This window comes from Pseudomonas sp. P7758 (assembly GCF_013386485.1).
Taxonomy (GTDB): domain Bacteria; phylum Pseudomonadota; class Gammaproteobacteria; order Pseudomonadales; family Pseudomonadaceae; genus Aquipseudomonas.
In genome coordinates this window covers 11,074-33,150 of sequence record NZ_JACARS010000122.1, presented here as the reverse complement: position 1 = coordinate 33,150, position 22,077 = coordinate 11,074, and the positions used below count along the sequence as shown (strand labels likewise).

Here is a 22,077-nt window from a genome sequence, read left to right as displayed (position 1 = left end):
CCCCGTAGCAGCTGTCGAGCGCCAGCTGCTACGGGGGGAGTGCGGTCAGCGGATATCGCTTAGCACCGTCTGCCGCCCACCGTTGAGTTGTCGCAAGTGCGCCTGCAGGTGCAGGCACCAGATCTGCGGGTCGTCAGCCAGCTCGTAGCCGTGCAGGGTCAGGCTTTCAACAATCGAATCGAGGATGGTTTGTGCCACGAAAGGTCCGTGGAACGGGCCTTGGGACTTGATGGTGGAGGGTTGTTCGCCGGTCATTCCGGCGGCAAACAACAAGGTCCACATCCCGGTATCCCCCGCGAGAGGGCGAATGGAACATTCGATACGGGTGACCAGGCCCAGGCACTGGCGGGTGAGGCAGAGGTTGCGCGACATGGCGGCGACCCTCGGTAGATCCGGTATTCAGCCTCGCAAGGCAAGACTGTTTCTATCCAGCGACTCCTGTGGCTATCCCTTGAGCTGAGAATAGAAGAAACCCGGTACAAACCAAGGCTGGGGGACCAACGGATGACTGCCGTCACGACGGCGTCAAAAATATGCCGAAGGGACCTGGAACCAGGCCCCTTCGGCATTGATTACACCGGCTTGGTCTCAGCCAGTGCTTCCTGCGCCAACTCCTTCTCGGCTTCCTTCAGGTCATCTTCACTGATCATCTCGGCGATCGCCCGCAGACGCTCCACCACCCGCGCATTGACGCTGCCTTCGGGGAACTGCCCCTCCTCGTCGGGCGAACCCGCAGGCTCACCCACCAGCAGGCTCAAGGCCTCGTCGGCCTGACGCACGGCATAGACGTGGAATTGCCCCTGCCGCACGGCCTGCAACACCTTCTCATCGAGCATCAGTGTCGCGACGTTGGCCTGGGGAATGATCGCCCCCTGCTCGCCGGTCAGCCCGCGGGCCTCGCAAAGACGGAAGAAACCTTCGATCTTCTCGTTGACCCCGCCGACCGCCTGCACCTCACCAAACTGGTTGATCGAGCCGGTAATGGCAAAGCACTGCTTGAGCGGCGTCTTCGACAGGGCCGAGATCAAGGTGCAGGCTTCGCCCAGGGACGCGCTGTCGCCGTCGACATAGCCGTAGGACTGCTCAAGGGCGATACTCGCCGAGATCGCCAACGGGAATTCCTGGGCATAACGGCTGCCCAGGTAACCGGTGAGGATCATCACGCCCTTGGAGTGAATCGGCTGGCCGAGGTTAACTTCACGCTCGATATCGACGATGCCGCTGCCGCCCGGGTACACCGTGGCAGAAATCCGCGCCGGCACACCAAACGCCGAGTCACCCACCTCCAGCACCGTCAGCCCGTTGCACTTGCCCACCGCCGCGCCGGCGGTGTCGATCAGGATCACTCCGGCGAGCATGTCGTCGAGAATCCGCGCCGACACCCGCCCGGTGCGCGTGGCCTTGGCCTTGAGTGCGCGCTCGATGTGCCCGGAGTCGGTGCGCTCATCACCGGCCAGGTGACGAATGAAGTCCGCCTCGCTGACCAGCTGGAACAAATCACCGATACGCGCCGACAAGCGGCCCTGGTTCTCCGCCAACCGCGCGCTGTAGGTCGCCAGCCGCGCCACCGCATCGGAGGTCAACGGCGCCATGCCTTCTTCCGAGGTGCGGGTTTTCAGCAACTGGGCGAACTGTTCCAGGCTTTCATCCACCATCGGGATGTCTTCGTCAAAATCCACCAGTACCCGGAACATCTCCTGGAAGTCCGGATCCGCGTCCTGCAACGCGTAGTACAACTGGCGGGAGCCGATGATGATCACCTTGAGTTGCAACGGGATCACTTGCGGGTTGAGGGTCACCGTGGCCAGGCGCCCCAGCTCGCCCAGCGGTGATTCCATCTTCAGCTTGCGCGATTGCAAGGCACGCTTGAGGGCGTCCCATACAAACGGCTCGCTGAGCATCTTCTCGGCTTCAAGGATCAGGAAACCACCGTTGGCACGGTGCAGCGCACCCGGACGCAATTGGCGATAGGTGGTGTAGAGCGCGCCCTGGTCGGTGCTGTATTCAATACGGCCGAACAGGTTGTCGTAGGTCGGATGCGGCTCGAAGACCACCGGCGCGCCACCGTTGATCGGATGCCCCACCACCAGGCTCGGGCAGTACTGTTCTTCCAGCAACTTGCGGGCCTGGGCGTCGGTTTTCGCGTCGTCCACCAACTGCTCGACCACGGTTTTCAGCAGGTAGACCTGCATCGCCTGCAAGTAGCCGCAGACGGCCGCGTTCTCCGCATATTTTTCGGACAACGGCGCCAGCAGTGGCTGCAAGGCCAGCGTGATGGTTTCTTCGTTGAACTGGCGCATCTGGTTATTGGACTCGCGCTTCCACTGGGGCAGGCTGGCGAGTTCTTCGTTGAGGCGTTCTTCCAGTTCGGAAATATCGGTGTGGAAACGCTCGCGGTCGGCTTCGGGCAACTGCGAGAACTCGGCCTCGTCCAGGGCCTTGCCGTCGAGCATCGGGGTAAACGCAATGTTAGTGCTGTCACGGTACAGCGCCACGTCTTTTTCCAGGGCCAGGCGCTCGATGACGTCCAGGGCACGGTCGTAACGCTGGTTGAAGGCACGGTCGATGGCGCTTTTGCGCTGTTGATACGTCGGGTGTTCAAACACCGCCGGGAAGGTCGCGACCAGGTTGTCGATCAGGCCGTTGATATCGGAGATGAACGCGGCAGCACCGCCCGCAGGCAGTTCCAGCGCGCGGGGTTCGCGAGGCTCATCGAAATTATTGACGTAGACCCAGTCGGCCGGGGTCTGCAGGCGCTTGCCTTCGGCCTTGAGGTAGCGTTTGACGAACGAAAAGCGCCCGGTACCGGGCTCGCCCATGACAAATACGTTGTAACCGGGGCGTGGCATGGCCACACCAAACTGCAAGGCTTCGACCGCACGTTCCTGGCCAAGCACACCGCGAAAGGGCTCCAAATCATTGGTGGTCGAGAAGCTGAACTGTTCAGCGGAAAAAGGACGAGTCAGCGCTTCGGGCGCTAGACGCAAGCTGGCAGCAACAGGATCAGGCATCGGGCTTCCTTACATCAGGCGGGGCAGATGACGGCATTCTGGCGCCGGGTTGGGCCGGCTGGCAAGGACGGCTTGGGGAAAGCATAGCCCCGTGTTCGGGGCTGTAAAAAAACCGAGTGTTTCCGGCTTGTTTCATAAAAAGTCACGGAACCCTTGGATCATGCCTAAACTCCAACCTGCTGCGGGTTGGACTAATAACCGACCCCTAGGGTGCTGTCAGGCACCTGAACCCTTGTCCATTGGTTTGCACACAAAGAGAACAAAGCTATGAAACGGATCCTTCTCGGTACTCTCTTCACCGTCGTCTCCCTCAATGCAATGGCAGAAGCGCCAGGTGGCCCGAACTGCGGTTGGGGCAACATGTTGTTCGAAGGCCAACGCGGCACTCCGGCTCACTTCCTGGCCTCCACCACCAACGGTACCTCGGGTAACGCCACGTTCGGCATGACCTCGGGCACCAACGGCTGCAGCACCAACAGCGCACTGACCTACGGTGGCAAATCGTGGATTGCCATGAATGGCATGATGAACGAGCTGTCCGAAGACATGGCCAAGGGTAACGGCGAAGCGCTGACTACCTACGCTGTAGTACTGGGCGTTGCTCCTGAAGACCGCGAGCACTTTGCCGCTGTGACTCACGAGCACTTCCAGCAAATCTTCAGCAAGGCTGACGTAACCGCTGATGACGTGCACAACAACACCCTGGCTGTACTGAAAAGCGACACCCGTCTGGCGAAATACGCTACCCAGGCTTAAGCTCGACCCGCCCGTGCCTTTCGAGGCACGGGTTTTTATTATTTTTGGACCTGCCTCCCCTTTGGGTCTTTTTATCTCGACTTAAGTTGCCCACATGCTCAAACGCCTTGCCTACCTGGCACTCTTCGCCTGCGCCCCGCTGTATGCGGCGCCGCACCTTGATGATCAACGTTTGCAGCAACTGGCCAACGACCCGTTCTGGCTTTCGCTGGGGCACTACGAATCCGGCAAGTTCAAAGGCTGGCGCAGCTATGTCAGCGACAAGAAATTCTTCCTCGCTCCCGATGGCGCCCACCATCCGGACCAGGAGCTGAAGGCCACTGTCGAGGCGCTGTATGCCCCGGCCAGCCTCGGCGAAAAGCACGCCCAATGCGTTTACCCGGCACGTACACGCTGGCTCAAGGACCAGTTGCACCTGAGCGACTTGCCGGCGCTGGACTGCAAGGAGTTCAAGCAATGGTTCAAGGACGTCGCCCCCCACAGCGCGGTGATGATCTTCCCGGCGGCCTACCTCAACAGCCCGTCATCGATGTTCGGCCATACCCTGCTGCGCATCGACCAGGCTGATGTGCAGAGCAACAACACCGCCCTGCTCAGCTACGCGATCAACTTTGGCGCCTATATCGAAGGCTCGGACAACAGCATCCTCTACGCCTGGAAGGGCCTGATGGGCGGCTACCCGGGCCTGTTCGCGCTGGTGCCCTACCAGGAAAAACTCTCGGAATACCGTAGCCTGGAGAACCGCGACCTGTGGGAATACCGCCTGAACCTGACCCAGGTCGAGACCGAGCGCATGGTCGAGCACGTGTGGGAACTCAAGCAGATCCAGTTCGACTACTTCTTCTTCGACGAAAACTGCTCCTATCGCCTGCTGGAACTGCTGCAAGTGGCCCGCCCAAGCCTGCGGTTGACCGAACAATTCCCGCTGACCGCGATCCCTACCGACACGGTAAAAGCCGTGAAAGAAGCCGGCCTGGTGGAGAAAATCGATTACCGCCCTTCCCGTGAACGGGAGCTGCTGGAACGCGCCAAGCCGCTGGACAGCGACGAGCAGCAATGGGTGCTGAAGATCAGCGACGACCAGAAACAACTGCAGGACCCGGCATTCAAGGCCATCGCCAAAGACCGCCAGGCCCTGATCATCGACGCCGCCTACCGCCTTGGCCGCTACCGCGCCAACGGCCTGGAGCGCGACACCGAACGCTCCCAGCGCAGCTTCGAACTGCTGCGGGCGATCAACCAGAACCCGGCGCCGGACCTGAAGATCGAACGCCCCGGCCTGCCCGAAGACGGCCACGAATCCCGCACCTGGCAAGCCGGCATCGGCACCCGGGGCGACAAGGCTTTCGGCGAATACGGCCTGCGCATGGCCTACCACGACCTGAACGACAACGCCGAAGGCTTCCCCTTGGGCGCGCAGATTGAAATCCTGCAAATGAAACTGCGCCAGTACGAAGGCAACCACTGGCAATTGCAGCAACTGGATCTGGCAACCATCCGCTCACTGACTCCACGCAACGAGCTGCTGCAGCCGTGGTCGTGGCAAGTCACCGGCGGCCTGGAGCGCGTACCGGGCAAGCATGACGACGAGACACTCGTCAGCCACGTCAACGGTGGCGCGGGCGGCACCTGGCAACTGCGCGACGACATGCTTGGCTTCGCCCTCGGCACGGTGCGCGTGGAGCACAACAGCGACTTCGGTGAAGCCATCTCCCCGGCTGCCGGGTTCAATACAGGTGTGTTGTGGCGCAACCCGCTGGGCAACCTGAGCCTGGAAGCCAAGGGTGACTTCTTCACCAATGGCGAGGTGCGGCGCAGTATCAGCCTGAATCAACAGTGGGAATTGTCGCGCAACCTGGGGCTGAGACTGAGTGCGCAGCGGGAATACAGCCACCTCGCGACACCGGTGAACGAAGTGATGCTGGAAGTGAAGTGGTATCACTATTAATCCCTGAGCCGTAGATCGTTCCCACGCTCCGCGGGGGAATGCATCCTGTGACGCTCTGCGTCACGACCTTTAAAAGCGGACGCAGAGCGTCCAGAGCGGCATGCCCACGCAGAGCGTGGGAACGTCACATAGTCCATAAGGAGCTTCAACCGACATGGCCGTCAACTGCACCAGCCTTGAACAAGTCCGGGAAAACATCGACCGTCTTGATCGCCAGATCGTCGCACTATTGGCCGAACGGGGCGGCTTCGTTTCCCAGGCTGCGCAGTTCAAAAAAGACAGCGATGGCGTCAAGGCACCGCAGCGGGTTGAGCAGGTAATTGCCAAGGTTCGCGATCTCGCTGATACCGCTGGCGCCAATCCGGACGTCACAGAGCACGTCTACCGGGCGATGATTGCAGCGTTCATCCAGCAAGAACTCGCAGAGCACGCCGCGCTGACACCAGACTGAACCGCACAATAACCTTGTGGCGAGGGAGCTTGCTCCCGCTGGGCTGCGCAGCAGCCCCAAAACCAGACACCTCACCCTCTCTGTAATATCGCTATACCCTGAACAGGGGCCGCTTCGCGCCCCAGCGGGAGCAAGCTCCCTCGCCACAAGGTCAGCGCCCGCCTAGAAGTAGCAATTCCTCCCTAGGGATCCTTCTCGACTAAGAAATTTTCTTGCCCCTCCCAACTCATTGAAAAATAAGGACGAAAATTCATACATTTTTTTAGCTTTTTTCATCCGGCGCGAATCGGCTCTATTCCATTCTCTTTATCAGAATTAATGTCTAGTATCGGATGGCAATCAAATTGCCACCACGTCTATACACGGATCTGAATAGGTAAGAGGCTCATATGGATTTTTTTGAAAAGCTCACCAGTCTGGCGGCTAAAGTCCGACTACAAGGCCCCGCAATTCAAACAGAAGAAGCCACAAAAAACGCTTTTGTAATGCCGTTTATAAATACAGTTTTGGGCTACGACGTATTTGATCCACAGGAAGTAACGCCTGAATTTGTCTGCGACATTGGGACGAAAAAAGGTGAAAAAATCGATTACGCCATTATGAAAAACGGAGAGGTTCAGATACTTATCGAATGCAAAAAAATCGGTGAGTCACTCAGCATCAATCACGCGTCACAGCTATTTCGCTATTTCCACGTCACAAGCGCGAGGATTTCGATTCTCACCAATGGCCAGGTCTATCGTTTTTTCACTGATCTGGACGCACCCAATAAAATGGATGAAAAACCATTTTTAGAGTTGGATTTGCTAGATATTGACGAATACTCAGTACCAGAGCTGACCAAGCTGACGAAGTCCGCCTTCGATGTAGATTCGATCATCAATGCGGCCGGAGAGCTGAAATACGTCAGCCAAATCAAAAAAGTGATCGCCGCACAAGTCATCAAGCCAGATGACGATTTCGTCAAAGTTTTCGCCTCTCGCGTGTACGAAGGGGTGATTACACAGAAAGTTCGCGAGCAGTTTTTTGAATTAACTCGAAAGGCGTTAAGTCAGTTCCTCAACGATCAGATCAATGATCGACTTAAGTCAGCGATGAGTGGCTCTATCCAGCCGGCGCTGGCCTCACTGCCCACGTCTCCCGCCGCTAATACCGAAGCTACAGAGCGTGACGAGTCAGAGGATAAAATACTCACCACCCTTGAGGAACTTGAGGGATATCACATAGTAAGAGCTGTCGTACGCTCGGTGGTGGATGCCAAACGAATTGTGCAACGTGATACGCAGAGCTATTTTGGGATATTGCTGGACGACAATAATCGCAAGCCGATTTGTCGCCTTCATTTCAACCGCAGTCAGAAATACATTGGGATTTTTGACGAGGAGAAAAATGAAACACGACATCCGATTTCGTCGATTGACGATATTTACGAGTACTCAGACCACCTGAAGAAAACTGTGGGTTACTACGACTGAAGACCGGCTGATGAGGGCTGCTACGCAGCCCTACGCGGGCAAGCCCGCTCACCACAGGGATAAATATTTATCTCTCGGTGGCAGGCGTCATCGCTTGAGCGAGATCGTCTACAACTGCCTTGCCCATCTCGCATAGATAATGCGCTGCCCACGCATATTGCTCACCCCGTACATCCATGGCGGCCTCCATTGCGAGTGTCTTGGAGTAGTGAAGCAGTGTGGATACATGTTCAAGCGCTTCACCAATGGGCATGCCTGCGTTGACGCGGAACAGAGGTTTCTCATTTTCGCCATAGTCGCCGAAGGTAACTAGACCGAGCGTAATGATTGAGGACAGCGGTGGATCGGGGACGATTTTAGCCATGATGTCTCTTCTAAGTGAAAAAAGGGACCACCGCGACATGTCGCTAAACATAAAGGGGTGGCAGCTGTACGCAGGTTAGCGAACCGGTCACCTAGACACCCGGCAGATCCGAAGATCTCCCGCGCACAGCCGCCATAGCACGATATGGCCGGCAAAAAACCGCCTGCCAAGTATGTAAAGAGGTTGCGTCTTGGTGGTTCGGGCCGCTAAACCCGTTCACTGTTTTCACAGCGAAGTCAGGAGGCTAGTGACCCAGACTCTAAGGCGCAATAGTGTTGAGATTCTCTAGGAATCGTCCTGCAATTTAAAGGGAATCGTCGTTGATGGCCCTTTAACTCAACACCTTTCTCACGTCCCTTTCACATCTATCCAACGACTCCACTTCTAAACTTCCCCCATCAGCCGTTCAACGGCCAGGGAGCAAGCGATGTGGCGGTACGCTGGAGTGCTGGGCCTGTTGGCCCTGCTGTCGGGTTGCCAATCAACCCATGAGGATTTGCTGGCCAAGGGTTATCCACCCGCCTTCGCCGATGGCTATGACGACGGTTGCAGCAGCGGCCGCCAGGCCGCCGGGGTGATCACCGGGGAATTTCGCAAGAACGTCCCGCGCTACCTGAAAGACCGCACCTACGCCGAAGGCTGGGATGATGGCTTTCGCCAATGCAAGGCCATGCGCGAGAACGAAGACCTGAACGACTACAAGAATCGCCACTGGGACGACCGCGAACGCGCCTGGCAACAGGAAAAAGACCGCGACGCTGCCAGGGCCTTTCGCTCGCAATAGGTCGCTTCCAGACATCCAGCGAAACTTAACCCTTGCGACCATGGCCCAAACTCCATAGCAGGAGAACGTCATGAGTCGAGCTTTCGTCAACGAAGACAGCGCCGCTGCCCAGGCCAGCCAACCGGTGGAACGCCAGGTCAGCGCGCAACCCAATCACCTCACTGCCCGCGGACTTGCACAATTGCAGGCCAGGGTCGCGCAGTTGCAGCATGAGCACAGCGAAGAATCCGCCAAGGGCGAGCAGGCCGATAAACAGCGCCAGGCCGACCTTGAGCGGGATTTGCGTTACTTCAACCAGCGCCTGCAAAGCGCACAGGTGGTGGCGCCGGCAACCTCCACCGACAAGGTGCAAATCGGCAGCTGGGTGACCTTTGCCAACGAACAGGACGAAGAGCAGCGCATTCAGTTAGTGGGCGAAGACCAGGCCGACGCCACGGTGGGCCTGATCAACTGGGGTTCGCCACTGGGCCGCGCGCTGCTGGGTGCACAGGTGGGCGACGAGGTGCTGTGGAGGCGCCCCGTCGGTGATCAGTTGATCGAAATCCTGCGCATCGAACCCGAGGGTTAAACGATGCCCTGGGCCAGCATTGCATCCGCAACCTTCACGAAGCCTGCAATGTTGGCGCCCTTCACGTAGTTGACCCGGCCGTTCTCTTCGCCGTAGTGCACGCACGCATGGTGGATCGACTGCATGATGTTGTGCAGCTTGCTGTCCACTTCACCGGCGGTCCACAGCAGGCGCATGGCGTTCTGCGACATCTCCAGCCCGCTCACCGCCACCCCGCCGGCATTGGACGCCTTGCCTGGCGCGAACAGGATGCCGGCCTCGATAAAGATATCCACCGCCTCCAGGGTGGTCGGCATGTTGGCGCCTTCGGCCACGCAGACGCAGCCATTGCGCAACAGGGTGCGCGCCGCTTCGGCGTCCAGTTCATTCTGGGTGGCGCAGGGCAACGCGATGTCGCAGGCCAGTTCCCATGGTGCTTTGCCGGCGCGGAATTCCAGGCCAAAACGCGATGCCAGCTCGCTGATGCGCCCGCGCTGTACGTTTTTCAGTTCAAGCAGTGCCGACCATTGTTCTTCGGTCAAACCGCTTTCGCAGTACAGAGTGCCTTCGGAGTCGGACAAGGAAATCACCTTGCCGCCCAGGTCCATGACCTTGCGCGCCGCGTACTGGGCGACGTTGCCGGAGCCGGAGATGGCCACGCGCTTGCCTTCGACCCGCTCGCCGTTGCGCTTGAGCATTTCTTCAGCGAAGTACACGCAGCCAAAACCGGTGGCCTCCGGGCGAATCAGGCTGCCGCCGTAGCTCATGCCCTTGCCGGTCAGCACCGAGGTGAACTGGTTGCTCAGGCGCTTGTACTGGCCGAACAGGAAGCCGATCTCCCGGGCGCCCACGCCAATATCACCGGCGGGCACGTCCACGTCCGAGCCGATATGTCGATACAGCTCGCTCATGAACGCCTGGCAGAAACGCATCACCTCGGCGTCGCTCTTGCCCTTGGGATCGAAGTCCGAGCCGCCCTTGCCGCCGCCCATGGGCAGCGAGGTCAGGGAGTTCTTGAAGGTTTGTTCGAAGGCGAGAAATTTCAGCACGCCCAGGTTCACCGACGGGTGGAAGCGCAGGCCACCTTTATAAGGGCCGATGGCGCTGTTCATCTGGATCCGGAACCCGCGGTTGACCCGTACTTTGCCTTGGTCATCTTCCCACGACACCCGGAACACAATCGCACGCTCCGGCTCGCAGATGCGCTCCAGGATGCCCGAGTTCAGGTAGTGGGGATTGGCTTCAAGAAACGGCCACAAACTGCGCAGGACTTCTTCCACGGCCTGGTGGAATTCCGGCTGGTCGGGGTCGCGTTTCTTGAGGCGGGCAAGGAAGGATTCAACGGATTCGATCATGAAAAGTCTCGGCAAATTTATTGTCGTTAAAGGAGATTTGTCCCGGACTTTATCAATTCATGTCGCACCGCGACAGGGCAAAATGTCGCTTTTGTGAATTTAAATGGTGCATTAGATATAAATACAGGCGTTTTTTGCACCTTAATGAGGATTTCGATCCAGGCCTTGCACCAACAGTTAATCCGCTATCGCAGGCAAGCCAGCTCCCACATTTGATCCAGTACATCCATGACAATGCGGTCAACTGTGGGAGCTGGCTTGCCTGCGATGCAGACGACGCGGTGCACCTGAAAACACGCAAAAAAAAGCGGAGCCCGAAGGCCCCGCTTGTTCAAACCACCAACCCGAATCAGGCCAGTTTCTTGTGCCGTACACGATGCGGCTGGGCAGCAGCTTCGCCGAGGCGTTTCTTGCGATCGGCTTCGTATTCGGTGTAGTTGCCTTCGAAGAACACCGCCTGGGAGTCGTCTTCGTACGCCAGGATGTGAGTGGCCACGCGGTCAAGGAACCACCGATCGTGAGAGATCACAATGGCGGCGCCCGGGAAGTCCAGCAGGGCTTCTTCCAGGGAACGCAGGGTTTCAACGTCGAGGTCGTTTGACGGTTCGTCGAGCAGCAATACGTTGCCGCCTTCTTTCAGGGTCAGGGCCAGGTGCAAGCGACCGCGCTCACCACCGGACAGATCCTTGACGAACTTCTGCTGGTCGCCGCCCTTGAAGTTGAAGCGACCCACGTAGGTGCGCGACGGGATTTCGTAGTTGCCGATACGGATCTGGTCGGAACCGTCGGAAATCTGCTGGAACACCGTCTTGCTGCCGTCGAGGTCGTCGCGGCTCTGGTCAACGCAAGCCAGCTGCACGGTTTCGCCGACTTCGATGGTGCCCGAGTCCGGTTGTTCCTTGCCCATCAGCATGCGGAACAGTGTGGATTTACCCGCACCGTTACCGCCGATCACGCCAACGATGGCGCCTTTTGGCATAGAGAACGACAGGTTGTCGATCAACACGCGGTCGCCGTAGCCCTTGCAGACGTTCTTGAACTCGATGACCTTGTCACCCAGGCGCGGACCGGCCGGGATGTAGATTTCGTTGGTCTCGGAACGCTTCTGGAATTCCTGGGACTGCATCTCTTCGAAACGCGCCAGACGGGCCTTGGATTTCGACTGACGCGCCTTGGCGCCTTTACGCACCCATTCCAGCTCGTCTTTCATGGCCTTTTCATGGGCCGACTGTTGCTTGGATTCGGCGGCCAGACGGTCGGACTTGGCTTCCAGCCAACCGGAGTAGTTGCCCTCGTAAGGGATACCGGCGCCACGGTCGAGCTCGAGGATCCAGCCAGCAACGTTGTCCAGGAAGTACCGGTCGTGCGTGATCGCAACCACGGTGCCCGGGAAGTCGTGCAGGAAATGCTCCAGCCAGGCGACGGAATCGGCGTCCAGGTGGTTGGTCGGTTCGTCGAGCAGCAGCATGTCGGGGGCCGACAGCAGCAGGCGGCACAGGGCCACACGACGCTTTTCACCACCGGACAGGTGTTCAACCTTGGCGTCCCACGCCGGCAGGCGCAGCGCGTCGGCGGCGACTTCCAGCTGGCGGTCCAGGTTGTGACCGTCGGCGGCTTGCAGGATGGCTTCGAGCTTGGCCTGTTCTGCCGCCAGTTTGTCGAAGTCGGCGTCTTCTTCAGCGTAGGCCGCGTAGACCTCGTCCAGGCGGGCCTGGGCGTTCTTGATCACGCTGACCGCTTCCTCGACCACTTCACGCACGGTCTTGGTCGGGTCCAGGATAGGTTCCTGTGGCAGGTAGCCGATGTTCAGGTCGGGCATCGGGCGGGCTTCGCCGTCGAACTCGGTGTCGACGCCGGCCATGATTTTCAACAGGGTGGATTTACCCGAACCGTTGAGGCCGAGCACGCCGATCTTGGCGCCCGGGAAGAAGGACAGAGAAATGTTTTTCAGGATTTCCCGCTTCGGCGGAACAACTTTTCCCAGCCGATGCATGGTGAAGACGTATTGAGCCATGGTGAACCTAGCGTCAGTGACTGATGAATTAAGCGGGCGAAACCCGTGCCAGGCCATGCGCCGCGCGGGCCGTTGATGTCTATCAATGCCTGCGTGCGGTAGATGCCTGATTGTCTGGGGCTGGAACGCCCTCGCGTAACCGGCAAAGCTACCTGAATGCGGGTGGGCAGTCCAGCCAGGCGGGGCTGGCACTTTGCCACAACACAAGGCATGCTAGCCGCCCTCCGGGCGTCCGGCTTATAGTGCACGTCGCGCGCCAGTCCAGCCAAACCGCAGGATCACAGTTTGTCCAACGTAACGCCGCCAACTCCCCTGCGCGCCGCTCATATAGCGCCGGGAGCGCCCCTGCACGGAACCCTGAAGGGCGCATTGGCGACGCTGGTCCTGTTGCTGCTCGCGTTATTGTTCTGGCAACTGCTGGACCAGTTGCAGCAAAACCAGAAAAACCAGCAGCAATACACCATCGACTACAGCGCCGACCTGGCCGAACAGATCAGCCTGAACATGGCCCTCAGTGCGCAGATTGCGCTGAACCTGCTGCCGATCGTCGAACCGCCGCGGGACGCCGAACAGCAACAAATCCTGATGCGCACCTTGCAACGCTCCTTGCCGGAGTTGCGCAGCGTCGCCCTGCTCGCCCCCAGCGGCGCGATGATCAGTGACAGCGCCAGCGACAGCCAGGACAGCGCCTGGCTCGAAGAACTGGTCAAGCGCAGCCACGCCCAGTCCTATTACCTGAGCAACAACAACGACGGCACCGTCATCTACCTGCTGCTGCACCAGCCCAGCGGCGGCACCAAGATGTACTGGGCCTTGCGCCTGGCCCCCAATTACCTGGCCAACCTGACCCGCCAGGACGGCCAGGGCCAGCGCCCGATGTGGGTCATCGAAAACCGCCTGAACCACCGGGTGGTCAGCCGTGACAGCGGGATGCCGGCCCAATGGGCCACCGCGTTGACCCCGGACGAGTTGAACAAAAGTGTACTGGTCACGCCCCTGAGCAAGAGCGACTGGCAACTGCGCGGCCTGTTCGACCGCGCCGCCGTGCTGGAGCAACTGCTGCCAGCCTTTATCGGCAAATGCCTGTTGGGCCTGGCCTTCTCGCTGATCCCGGTGATCGTGCTGCTGAACATGCGCCGCCGCCAGCGCCAGGTGCACGAGGGGCGCCGGCGCTACCAGGATATTTTCGAAGGCACCGGCGTGGCGCTGTGCGTGCTCGACCTGTCGGGCCTGCGCGCGTTCTTCGATAGAGCCCGACTGCAAACCCGCGAGCAGTTGCAACAGTTGCTGCAAGACAACCCGGAACAGCGCCAGCAACTGCTCAAGGAACTGCGCATCACCGAGGTCAACCAGGTGGCGGTGCGCTTGCTGAATGTTGCCTCTTGCGAGCAGGCCTGGGAACGCCTGATCGACGCCTGCCCGTCGAGCCCGACCGCCATCGGCAACCAGGTGATCGACGCGGTGCTGACCCAGCAGAAGCAGCTTGAACTGGAAATCCAGCTCAGCGATATCGAAGGCAACGACCAATACCTGTGGCTGGTGATGCGCCTGCCGGAACAGCAGGACGACTTCAAGGCCGTGATCCTGAGCATCAGCGACATCACCAGCCGCAAGCTGATCGAGTTGTCACTGGTGGAGCGCGAGAGTTTCTGGTCGGACGTGGTGCGCACCGTGCCCGATCACCTGTATGTGCAGGACGTGATCAGCCAGCGGATGATTTTCAGCAACCACCACCTGGGCCACACCCTGGGCTACAACAAGCCCGAGCTGCAGCAGATGGGCGAGTACTTCTGGGAGATCCTGCTGCACCCCGAAGACGCCGAGCGCTACCACGACCTGCGCCTGCAACAGCGCCAGGCCGGCTACCTGAGCCAGTTGCAGTGCCAGTTGCGCTTTCGCCACCGCAACAACCAATGGCGGCGCTTCGACATCCGCGAACAGGCCCTGGCCCGTGACAAGACTGACCAGGTGACGCGCATCATCGGCGTGGCCAAGGACATCACCGACCAGATCGAAGCCAGTGAATCCCTGCGTGACAGCGAACAGCGCTACCGCATGCTGGCGGAAAGCATCAGCGACGTAATCTTCTCCACCGACAGCAAGCTGGCCCTAAACTACGTCAGCCCTTCGGTGAACGCGGTGCTGGGCTATGACGTCGACTGGATCTTCGAAAACGGCTGGCAATCGACCATCGCCAACCCGCAGCAACTGACCGGTATCTACTCCCTGGTGGAGCAAGTCAGCCGAGCCCTGGACCAACCCGAATCCCTCGCGGCCTTGCGCAACGACGTGCAGACCCAGCTGTTCCTGTTCGACTGCCTGCGGGCCGACGGGCGCAAGATCCCCATCGAACTGCGCCTGGTGCTGGTGTGGGACGAACACGGCGCGTTCGAGGGCATCCTTGGCGTGGGTCGCGATATCAGCCAGCAGCGCCGTGCGGAAAAAGACCTGCGCATGGCGGCCACGGTATTCGAACACTCCACCTCGGCGATCCTGATCACCGACCCGGCCGGCTACATCGTGCAGGCCAACGAGGCGTTCAGCCGGGTCAGCGGTTATGCGGTGGCGGACGTGCTCGACCAGTTGCCGAACATGCTCACCGTCGACGAACAGCAGGAAGCCCACCTGCGCTACGTGCTCAAGCAATTGCACCAGCACAGCACCTGGGAAGGCGAAGTGTGGCTCAAGCGCCGCAACGGCGAGCATTACCCGGCCTGGGTCGGAATTACTGCCGTGTTCGATGACGAAGGCGACCTGGCCAGCTACGTGTGCTTCTTCAGCGACATCAGCGAACGCAAGGCCAGCGAGCAGCGCATCCACCGCCTGGCCTACTACGACGCCCTGACCCACCTGCCCAACCGCACGCTGTTCCAGGACCGCCTGCACACCGCGCTGCAATCGGCGGAACGGCAGAAGTCGTGGGTGGTGTTGATGTTCCTCGACCTCGACCGCTTCAAGCCGATCAACGACTCCCTGGGCCACGCCGCCGGCGACCGCATGCTCAAGGAAATGGCCACCCGCCTGCTGGGCTGCGTCGCCGAAGACGACACCGTGGCGCGCATGGGTGGCGACGAGTTCACCTTGCTGCTGCAACCGCGGGTCAACCGTGAGATGGCGCTGAACCGGGCGATTCACGTGGCCGAGCAGATTCTGGCCAGCCTGGTGAAGCCGTTTGTGCTGGAGGGCCGCGAGTTCTTCGTCACCGCCAGTATCGGCATCGCCCTGAGCCCGCAGGACGGCAACGAACTCAGCCAGTTGATGAAAAACGCCGACACGGCGATGTACCACGCCAAGGAGCGGGGCAAGAACAACTTCCAGTTCTACCAGGCCGACATGAACGCCAGCGCCCTGGAACGCCTGGAGCTGGAAAGCGACCTGCGCCACGCCCTGGAACAGAACGAATTCGTGCTGTATTACCAGCCGCAGTTCAGCGGCGACGGCAAACGTTTGACCGGCGCCGAAGCCCTGCTGCGCTGGCGCCATCCGCGTCGCGGGCTGGTGCCGCCGGGGGACTTCATCCCGGTGCTGGAGGAGTTGGGGCTGGTGGTGGACGTGGGTGACTGGGTGATCAGCGAAGCCTGCCGCCAACTCAAGACCTGGCACCAGAACAAGGTGCGGGTACCCAAGGTCTCGGTCAACATTTCGGCCCGGCAGTTCTCCGACGGGCAACTGGGCGAGCGCATCGCCACCATCCTCAAGGACACCGGCCTGCCGCCGGCGTGCCTGGAGCTGGAGCTGACCGAAAGTATCCTGATGCGCGAGGTCAACGAAGCGATGCAGATCCTCGCCAGCCTGAAAAACCTCGGCCTGAGCATCGCGGTAGATGACTTCGGCACCGGTTATTCATCGTTGAACTACCTCAAGCAGTTCCCCATCGACGTGCTGAAGATCGACCGTACCTTTGTCGACGGCCTGCCGTCGGGTGAGCAGGATGCGCAGATTGCCCGGGCGATTATCGCCATGGCCCACAGCCTGAACCTGGCGGTGATCGCCGAGGGTGTGGAAACCCATGAGCAGCTGGACTTCCTGCGGGAGCACGGTTGCGATGAGGTGCAGGGCTACCTGTTCGGGCGACCGATGCCGGCGAACCGGTTTGAGGCGCAGTTCAGCAATGATGCGCTGTTCATGTTCGATTGAAATCCTCAGGTGATGCTGATGGCCTCATCGCGAGCAAGCCCGCTCCCACATTCGACCGTATTCCACCTGAAGGAACCCGATTGAATGTGGGAGCGGGCTTGCTCGCGAAGGGGCCCGAACAAACACCACCTATCCCCAGATGAGCCCCGCTTGTCCGCGACATGATGTCCTTTCATATGCCATCTAAAACCCATTGGGTTAGAATGCGCTTCTTTTCTGCCCCCGATCCTTGAGGACCGCCATGTTCAGCCGTGATTTGACTATTGCCAAGTACGACGCCGATCTCTTTGCCGCCATGGAGCAAGAAGCTCAGCGCCAGGAAGAGCACATTGAGCTGATCGCTTCGGAAAACTACACCAGCCCCGCCGTGATGGAGGCTCAAGGTTCGGTTCTGACCAACAAGTACGCCGAAGGCTATCCGGGCAAGCGCTACTACGGCGGTTGCGAGTTCGTCGACATCGTTGAGCAACTGGCCATCGACCGCGCCAAGGAACTGTTCGGCGCCGATTACGCCAACGTCCAGCCACACGCCGGCTCCCAAGCCAACAGCGCCGTGTACCTGGCCCTGCTGCAAGCGGGCGACACCATCCTGGGCATGAGCCTGGCCCACGGCGGTCACCTGACCCACGGCGCCAGCGTTTCCTCCTCCGGCAAGCTGTACAACGCCGTTCAGTACGGCATCGACGGCAACGGCCTGATCGACTACGACGAAGTCGAGCGCCTGGCCGTTGAGCACAAGCCAAAAATGATCGTGGCCGGTTTCTCTGCCTACTCGCAGATCCTGGATTTCCCACGCTTCCGCGAAATCGCTGACAAGGTCGGCGCCTACCTGTTCGTCGACATGGCCCACGTGGCCGGTCTGGTCGCCGCTGGCGTCTACCCGAACCCGGTGCCGTTCGCTGACGTCGTGACCACCACCACCCACAAGACCCTGCGCGGTCCACGTGGCGGCCTGATCCTGGCTCGCGCCAACGCCGAGATCGAGAAGAAGCTGAACTCCGCGGTATTCCCGGGCGGCCAGGGTGGCCCGCTGGAGCACGTGATCGCCGCCAAAGCGATCTGCTTCAAGGAAGCCCTGCAGCCTGAGTTCAAGACCTACCAGCAGCAAGTGGTGAAAAACGCCAAGGCCATGGCCGGCGTGTTCATCGAGCGCGGTTTTGACGTGGTGTCCGGCGGTACTGAGAACCACCTGTTCCTGCTGTCGCTGATCAAGCAGGACATCTCCGGTAAAGACGCTGACGCCGCTCTGGGCAAAGCCTTCATCACCGTGAACAAGAACTCGGTACCGAACGACCCACGTTCGCCGTTCGTCACCTCCGGCCTGCGCTTCGGCACCCCGGCTGTGACCACTCGTGGCTTCAAGGAAGCAGAGTGCAAGGAACTGGCTGGCTGGATCTGCGACATCCTGGCTGACCTGAACAACGAAGCAGTGATTGATTCTGTTCGTGAGAAGGTCAAGGCCATCTGCAAGAAGCTGCCGGTATACGGCGCTTGATTGCAGTAGCTTGAACAAAAAGCCCGGCTCAAGAGCCGGGCTTTTTTATGCCTGAAAACGCTGCTTTCTCAATTTGAAATGACATCAAATGTGGGAGCGGGCTTGCTCGCGAAAGCGCTGTGTCAGTTGATGCATGGGCTGACTGATACACCGCTTTCGCGAGCAAGCCCGCTCCCACATTTTGACTGCGTTTCAAGTCAGGATTGGTAAACCCGCGCAAAGCCTTCGCGAATCTTCTCTTCCGGCAACTCGTCAGCAATAAACACAATCACACTTTCCCGCGCTTCGCCTTCGGCCCATTCGGTGTCCCAATCGAACCCGTAGAGCTTCAGCACGCCCTGGAACACCATGCGCCGGTCTTCCCCGGCAATGTTCAGCACGCCTTTGTAGCGCAGCAATTGCTTGCCGTGGTCTTCCAGCAGCTCGTTCATGAACTCGCTGAGTTTGTCGATATCCAGCGGCTGGTCAGTGCGCAGCACCAGGCTGGAAATACGGTCGATGGACGGCGCCTGGCTCACCGGGCGCAGGCTCATGCCGGCGTTGAGGTTGAAGCCGCGCACATCCAGCAGTTCGGCGAGGTCGATCTTGCCGTGTTCCACCACACGAATCGGCGCCCGGCGGTTGATACGAGTCAGGCGCTCGCTGAGGGCGTCGAAGGTGGCATCGTCCACCAGGTCGCGCTTGCTCACCAGCAGGCGGTCGGCAAACCCGATCTGCGCCTGGGCGATGGTCTGGGTCAGGTGGTGCTCGGCGTGGGCCGCGTCCACCAGGGTGATGATGCCGTCGAGGATGTAGCGCTCGCGCAGTTCTTCATCGATGAAAAAGGTCTGGGCCACGGGGGCCGGGTCGGCCAGGCCGGTGCACTCGATCACCAGGCGGTCGAACGCGATCTCGCCGCTGTCCAGGCGCTCCAGCAACAGGTACAGGGCCTTGGTCAGGTCAGTGTGGATGGTGCAGCACACGCAGCCATTGGACAGGGTCATGACTTGCACCGGCTCGCTGCCCAGCAATTGGGTGTCGATACCGGCGTCGCTGAATTCATTTTCGATCACGGCGATTTTCAAGCCGTGCTCGGCCTTGAGCAGGTGACGCAACAAGGTGGTCTTGCCAGCGCCGAGGAAGCCGCTGAGGACGGTGACGGGGATGGGAGAGGACAAAGAGTTCTCCTTGAAGAAACACAAAACAAATGTGGGAGCGGGCTTGCTCGCGAAGGCGGCGTGTCAGTCAGCACATGCATCACTGAAAGACCGCCTTCGCGAGCAAGCCCGCTCCCACAAGGGATCACCGCAGCCCGAACTACCGGGCTAGCAGCACTTGGGCCCACCCTTGCCGCCGTAACGGGCTTCCTGGCGTTCCCGGAAGAACGCCTTGTAGTCCATCATCGGTTTGTCCGGGTGTTTGGTTTGCATATGCTCGACGTAGGTGTCGTAGTCGGGCATGCCGACCATCAGGCGCGCGGCCTGACCGAGGTATTTACCGAGGCGACTGATGTCATTGAACATGATTGCAATCCTCTATCAAGCGTCCGGGATGGCCTGGTATGGCGCTTCTTTATCCGTACGTTCCTTTTTGCCCCAGGCAGCAATGCCGACCTTGAGCGCATAGAACAGGATGCTGAAGACCACGAACAGGAACAGCGCCGTCAGCGTTGCGTTGGTGTAGGCGTTCCAGATCACGTGTTGCATCTGGTCGATGCTCTTGGCCGGTGCGAGGATCTGGCCGCCGGCCAGGGCATCGCTGTATTTCTTGGCCAGCGACAGGAAGCCGATCGCCGGGTTGGCGTCGAACAGCTTGATGAAGCCTGCGGTCACGGTGCAGATCAGCAGCCATACGGCTGGCAGCATGGTCACCCAGATGTAGCGCTGGCGTTTCATTTTGATCAGCACAACCGTGGCGAGCATCAGCGCGATACCGGCCAGCATCTGGTTGGAGATACCGAACAGCGGCCACAAGGTGTTGATGCCGCCCAGTGGGTCGATCACGCCCTGGTACAGCAGGTAACCCCACATCGCCACGCAACCTGCGGTGGCGATCAGGTTGGCCGTCCAGGACTCGGTACGCTTGAGCGCCGGCACGAAGGAGCCGAGCAAATCCTGCAGCATGAAGCGACCGGCACGGGTACCGGCGTCGACCGCAGTCAGGATGAACAGCGCTTCGAACAGGATCGCAAAGTGGTACCAGAACGCCATGGTGTTTTCACCCGGCAGGACGCTGTGCAGGATCTGCGCGATACCCACCGCCAGGGTTGGCGCACCACCGGCACGGGCCAGGATGGTGGACTCACCAATGTCATGGGCCACCGCCTGCAACGCTTCCGGGGTAATTGCAAAACCCCAGCTGCTGACGGTTTGCGCCACAGCCACCACGTCACCGCCGACAATCGCGGCCGGGCTGTTCATGGCGAAGTACACCCCTGGCTCGATCACCGAAGCGGCAACCATCGCCATGATGGCCACGAACGACTCCATCAACATGCCGCCGTAGCCGATGTAACGGGCGTGCCCTTCACTGGCCAGCAACTTGGGCGTGGTGCCCGAGGAGATCAGTGCGTGGAAACCCGAGACCGCGCCACAGGCGATGGTGATGAACAGGAACGGGAACAGGCCGCCCTTCCACACCGGGCCGGTGCCATCGATGAACTGGGTCAGCGCCGGCATTTTCAGGTCGGGCATGGTCACCAGGATGCCAATCGCCAGGGCGATGATGGTGCCGATTTTCAGGAAAGTAGACAGGTAGTCGCGTGGCGCGAGGATCAGCCACACCGGCAACACGGCAGCCACGAAGCCATAACCCACCAGCATCCAGGTGATCTGGATCCCGGTGAAGCTGAAGGCCTTGGCCCACACCGGGTCAGCGGCAATCTGCCCGCCCAGCCAGATCGAACCCAGCAGCAACAGCACGCCGACAATCGAGATTTCACCGATGCGGCCCGGGCGGATGTAGCGCATGTAAATGCCCATGAACATCGCGATCGGAATGGTTGCCATCACCGTGAAGATGCCCCACGGGCTTTCGGCCAGGGCCTTGACCACGATCAGCGCCAGCACCGCGAGGATGATGATCATGATCAGGAAGCAGCCGAACAGCGCGATGGTCCCGGGCACACGGCCCATTTCTTCGCGGACCATGTCCCCCAGGGAACGGCCGTTGCGACGAGTGGACAGGAACAGGACCATGAAGTCCTGCACCGCCCCGGCCAGCACCACGCCGGCGATCAGCCACAACGTGCCGGGCAGGTAGCCCATCTGCGCCGCCAGTACCGGGCCGACCAAAGGCCCTGCGCCGGCGATTGCCGCGAAGTGGTGACCAAAAAGGATGTGTTTGTTGGTCGGCACATAGTCCAGACCGTCGTTGTTCAGCACAGCGGGGGTAGCCCGCAGTGGATCGAGCTGCATCACATGGTTAGCGATGAACAGACTGTAGTAACGGTAAGCAACCAGATAAATGGCCACTGCTGCGACCACGATCCACAAGGCGTTGATCGCCTCGCCGCGGCGCAAGGCCACTACGCCCAGGGCGCACGCTCCTACGATTGCCAGCAGCAGCCAGGGTAGATGGCGTAGCAGGCTATTATTATTTTTCATTTTTATATTCCAGCCAGGGTGGACAGAAAGACAGCCATCCCGAGTTTAGCGCTACTGGCCTTAAAGGCCACCCCCCTACGTTGGTCTAGAGCCTTGCCGGGGCAAAAAAAGCAGAAAAAACCGCCCCATGATGGCGCACGGCTACAATTCCTTTAT

Annotated in this window: 16 protein-coding genes; 8 read left to right on the top strand and 8 right to left on the bottom strand. The window is 59.9% G+C overall.

Features of this window, described 5'->3' with window-relative positions; translation table 11 throughout:
* Positions 1-45: 45 nt before the first annotated feature.
* Positions 46-372, bottom strand: coding sequence for a hypothetical protein (locus tag HX873_RS24090; RefSeq protein ID WP_003215849.1), 327 nt, complete (start codon positions 370-372; stop codon positions 46-48).
* A 200-nt stretch (positions 373-572) separates the two neighbouring features.
* On the bottom strand, positions 573-3,011 hold the full coding sequence (locus HX873_RS24085) for a Lon protease family protein (RefSeq protein WP_003215847.1): 2,439 nt from the start codon (positions 3,009-3,011) through the stop codon (positions 573-575).
* Positions 3,012-3,278: 267 nt separating this feature from the next.
* Between HX873_RS24085 and HX873_RS24080 the strand changes: the two genes are divergently transcribed.
* From HX873_RS24080 to HX873_RS24065, 4 genes are all read left to right on the top strand, one after another.
* Positions 3,279-3,767, top strand: coding sequence for a DUF3015 domain-containing protein (locus HX873_RS24080; protein ID WP_003215845.1), 489 nt, complete (start codon positions 3,279-3,281; stop codon positions 3,765-3,767).
* Positions 3,768-3,861: 94 nt separating this feature from the next.
* Positions 3,862-5,715, top strand: coding sequence for a DUF4105 domain-containing protein (locus HX873_RS24075; RefSeq protein WP_087695249.1), 1,854 nt, complete (start codon positions 3,862-3,864; stop codon positions 5,713-5,715).
* A 154-nt stretch (positions 5,716-5,869) separates the two neighbouring features.
* The gene (locus HX873_RS24070) at positions 5,870-6,166 is read left to right on the top strand and encodes a chorismate mutase (protein WP_177123313.1); all 297 of its coding nucleotides are present in this window, start codon (positions 5,870-5,872) and stop codon (positions 6,164-6,166) included.
* 389 nt (positions 6,167-6,555) lie between these two features.
* On the top strand, positions 6,556-7,641 hold the full coding sequence (locus HX873_RS24065; RefSeq protein ID WP_177067054.1) for a type I restriction endonuclease: 1,086 nt from the start codon (positions 6,556-6,558) through the stop codon (positions 7,639-7,641).
* Positions 7,642-7,708: 67 nt separating this feature from the next.
* Here HX873_RS24065 and HX873_RS24060 read toward each other — a convergent pair whose 3' ends face one another.
* Complete coding sequence (locus HX873_RS24060) at positions 7,709-8,005, bottom strand: DUF3077 domain-containing protein (RefSeq protein ID WP_177067053.1); 297 nt, start codon at positions 8,003-8,005, stop codon at positions 7,709-7,711.
* Between the two features lie 427 nt (positions 8,006-8,432).
* Here HX873_RS24060 and HX873_RS24055 point away from each other — a divergent pair, with 427 nt between their 5' ends.
* Complete coding sequence (locus tag HX873_RS24055; RefSeq protein WP_102369931.1) at positions 8,433-8,789, top strand: hypothetical protein; 357 nt, start codon at positions 8,433-8,435, stop codon at positions 8,787-8,789.
* A 70-nt stretch (positions 8,790-8,859) separates the two neighbouring features.
* The gene (locus HX873_RS24050) at positions 8,860-9,357 is read left to right on the top strand and encodes a GreA/GreB family elongation factor (protein ID WP_003215837.1); all 498 of its coding nucleotides are present in this window, start codon (positions 8,860-8,862) and stop codon (positions 9,355-9,357) included.
* Here HX873_RS24050 and gdhA read toward each other — a convergent pair.
* Both gdhA and ettA read right to left on the bottom strand, forming a co-directional pair.
* Complete coding sequence (gene gdhA, locus HX873_RS24045; RefSeq protein WP_003215835.1) at positions 9,354-10,691, bottom strand: NADP-specific glutamate dehydrogenase; 1,338 nt, start codon at positions 10,689-10,691, stop codon at positions 9,354-9,356. The genes HX873_RS24050 and gdhA overlap by 4 nt on opposite strands.
* Positions 10,692-11,040: 349 nt before the next feature.
* A complete protein-coding gene (ettA, locus tag HX873_RS24040; protein ID WP_003215833.1) occupies positions 11,041-12,705 on the bottom strand; it encodes an energy-dependent translational throttle protein EttA in 1,665 nt (554 codons plus the stop codon).
* A 285-nt stretch (positions 12,706-12,990) separates the two neighbouring features.
* On the opposite strand from ettA, the gene HX873_RS24035 reads away from it, so the two are divergent.
* A complete protein-coding gene (locus HX873_RS24035) occupies positions 12,991-16,842 on the top strand; it encodes a bifunctional diguanylate cyclase/phosphodiesterase (protein WP_023659180.1) in 3,852 nt (1,283 codons plus the stop codon).
* A 241-nt stretch (positions 16,843-17,083) separates the two neighbouring features.
* Positions 17,084-18,337 carry a serine hydroxymethyltransferase gene (glyA, locus tag HX873_RS24030; protein ID WP_003215829.1) on the top strand — a complete coding sequence of 418 codons (1,254 nt, stop codon included), beginning with the start codon at positions 17,084-17,086 and terminating at the stop codon, positions 18,335-18,337.
* A 197-nt stretch (positions 18,338-18,534) separates the two neighbouring features.
* On the opposite strand, the gene yjiA is transcribed toward glyA, so the two are convergent.
* The 3 genes from yjiA to HX873_RS24015 all read right to left on the bottom strand — a co-directional run bounded on the left by yjiA (position 18,535) and on the right by HX873_RS24015 (position 21,921).
* Positions 18,535-19,494, bottom strand: a complete 960-nt coding sequence (gene yjiA, locus HX873_RS24025) for a GTPase (protein ID WP_003215828.1) — start codon at positions 19,492-19,494, stop codon at positions 18,535-18,537.
* Between the two features lie 147 nt (positions 19,495-19,641).
* Positions 19,642-19,839, bottom strand: coding sequence for a YbdD/YjiX family protein (locus tag HX873_RS24020; RefSeq protein ID WP_003176208.1), 198 nt, complete (start codon positions 19,837-19,839; stop codon positions 19,642-19,644).
* Positions 19,840-19,854: 15 nt separating this feature from the next.
* Positions 19,855-21,921, bottom strand: coding sequence for a carbon starvation CstA family protein (locus HX873_RS24015; RefSeq protein WP_003215826.1), 2,067 nt, complete (start codon positions 21,919-21,921; stop codon positions 19,855-19,857).
* Positions 21,922-22,077: the final 156 nt, after the last annotated feature.

Bases quoted from the DNA above. Each gene is read 5' to 3' on its own strand.
- ettA (WP_003215833.1), bottom strand. From the start codon at position 12,705: ATGGCTCAATACGTCTTCACCATGCATCGGCTGGGAAAAGTTGTTCCG.
- HX873_RS24080 (WP_003215845.1), top strand. From the start codon at position 3,279: ATGAAACGGATCCTTCTCGGTACTCTCTTCACCGTCGTCTCCCTCAAT.
- HX873_RS24090 (WP_003215849.1), bottom strand. From the start codon at position 372: ATGTCGCGCAACCTCTGCCTCACCCGCCAGTGCCTGGGCCTGGTCACC.
- gdhA (WP_003215835.1), bottom strand. From the start codon at position 10,691: ATGATCGAATCCGTTGAATCCTTCCTTGCCCGCCTCAAGAAACGCGAC.
- HX873_RS24075 (WP_087695249.1), top strand. From the start codon at position 3,862: ATGCTCAAACGCCTTGCCTACCTGGCACTCTTCGCCTGCGCCCCGCTG.
- glyA (WP_003215829.1), top strand. From the start codon at position 17,084: ATGTTCAGCCGTGATTTGACTATTGCCAAGTACGACGCCGATCTCTTT.
- HX873_RS24050 (WP_003215837.1), top strand. From the start codon at position 8,860: ATGAGTCGAGCTTTCGTCAACGAAGACAGCGCCGCTGCCCAGGCCAGC.
- HX873_RS24085 (WP_003215847.1), bottom strand. From the start codon at position 3,011: ATGCCTGATCCTGTTGCTGCCAGCTTGCGTCTAGCGCCCGAAGCGCTG.
- HX873_RS24015 (WP_003215826.1), bottom strand. From the start codon at position 21,921: ATGAAAAATAATAATAGCCTGCTACGCCATCTACCCTGGCTGCTGCTG.
- HX873_RS24055 (WP_102369931.1), top strand. From the start codon at position 8,433: ATGTGGCGGTACGCTGGAGTGCTGGGCCTGTTGGCCCTGCTGTCGGGT.
- HX873_RS24060 (WP_177067053.1), bottom strand. From the start codon at position 8,005: ATGGCTAAAATCGTCCCCGATCCACCGCTGTCCTCAATCATTACGCTC.
- HX873_RS24070 (WP_177123313.1), top strand. From the start codon at position 5,870: ATGGCCGTCAACTGCACCAGCCTTGAACAAGTCCGGGAAAACATCGAC.
- HX873_RS24065 (WP_177067054.1), top strand. From the start codon at position 6,556: ATGGATTTTTTTGAAAAGCTCACCAGTCTGGCGGCTAAAGTCCGACTA.
- HX873_RS24020 (WP_003176208.1), bottom strand. From the start codon at position 19,839: ATGTTCAATGACATCAGTCGCCTCGGTAAATACCTCGGTCAGGCCGCG.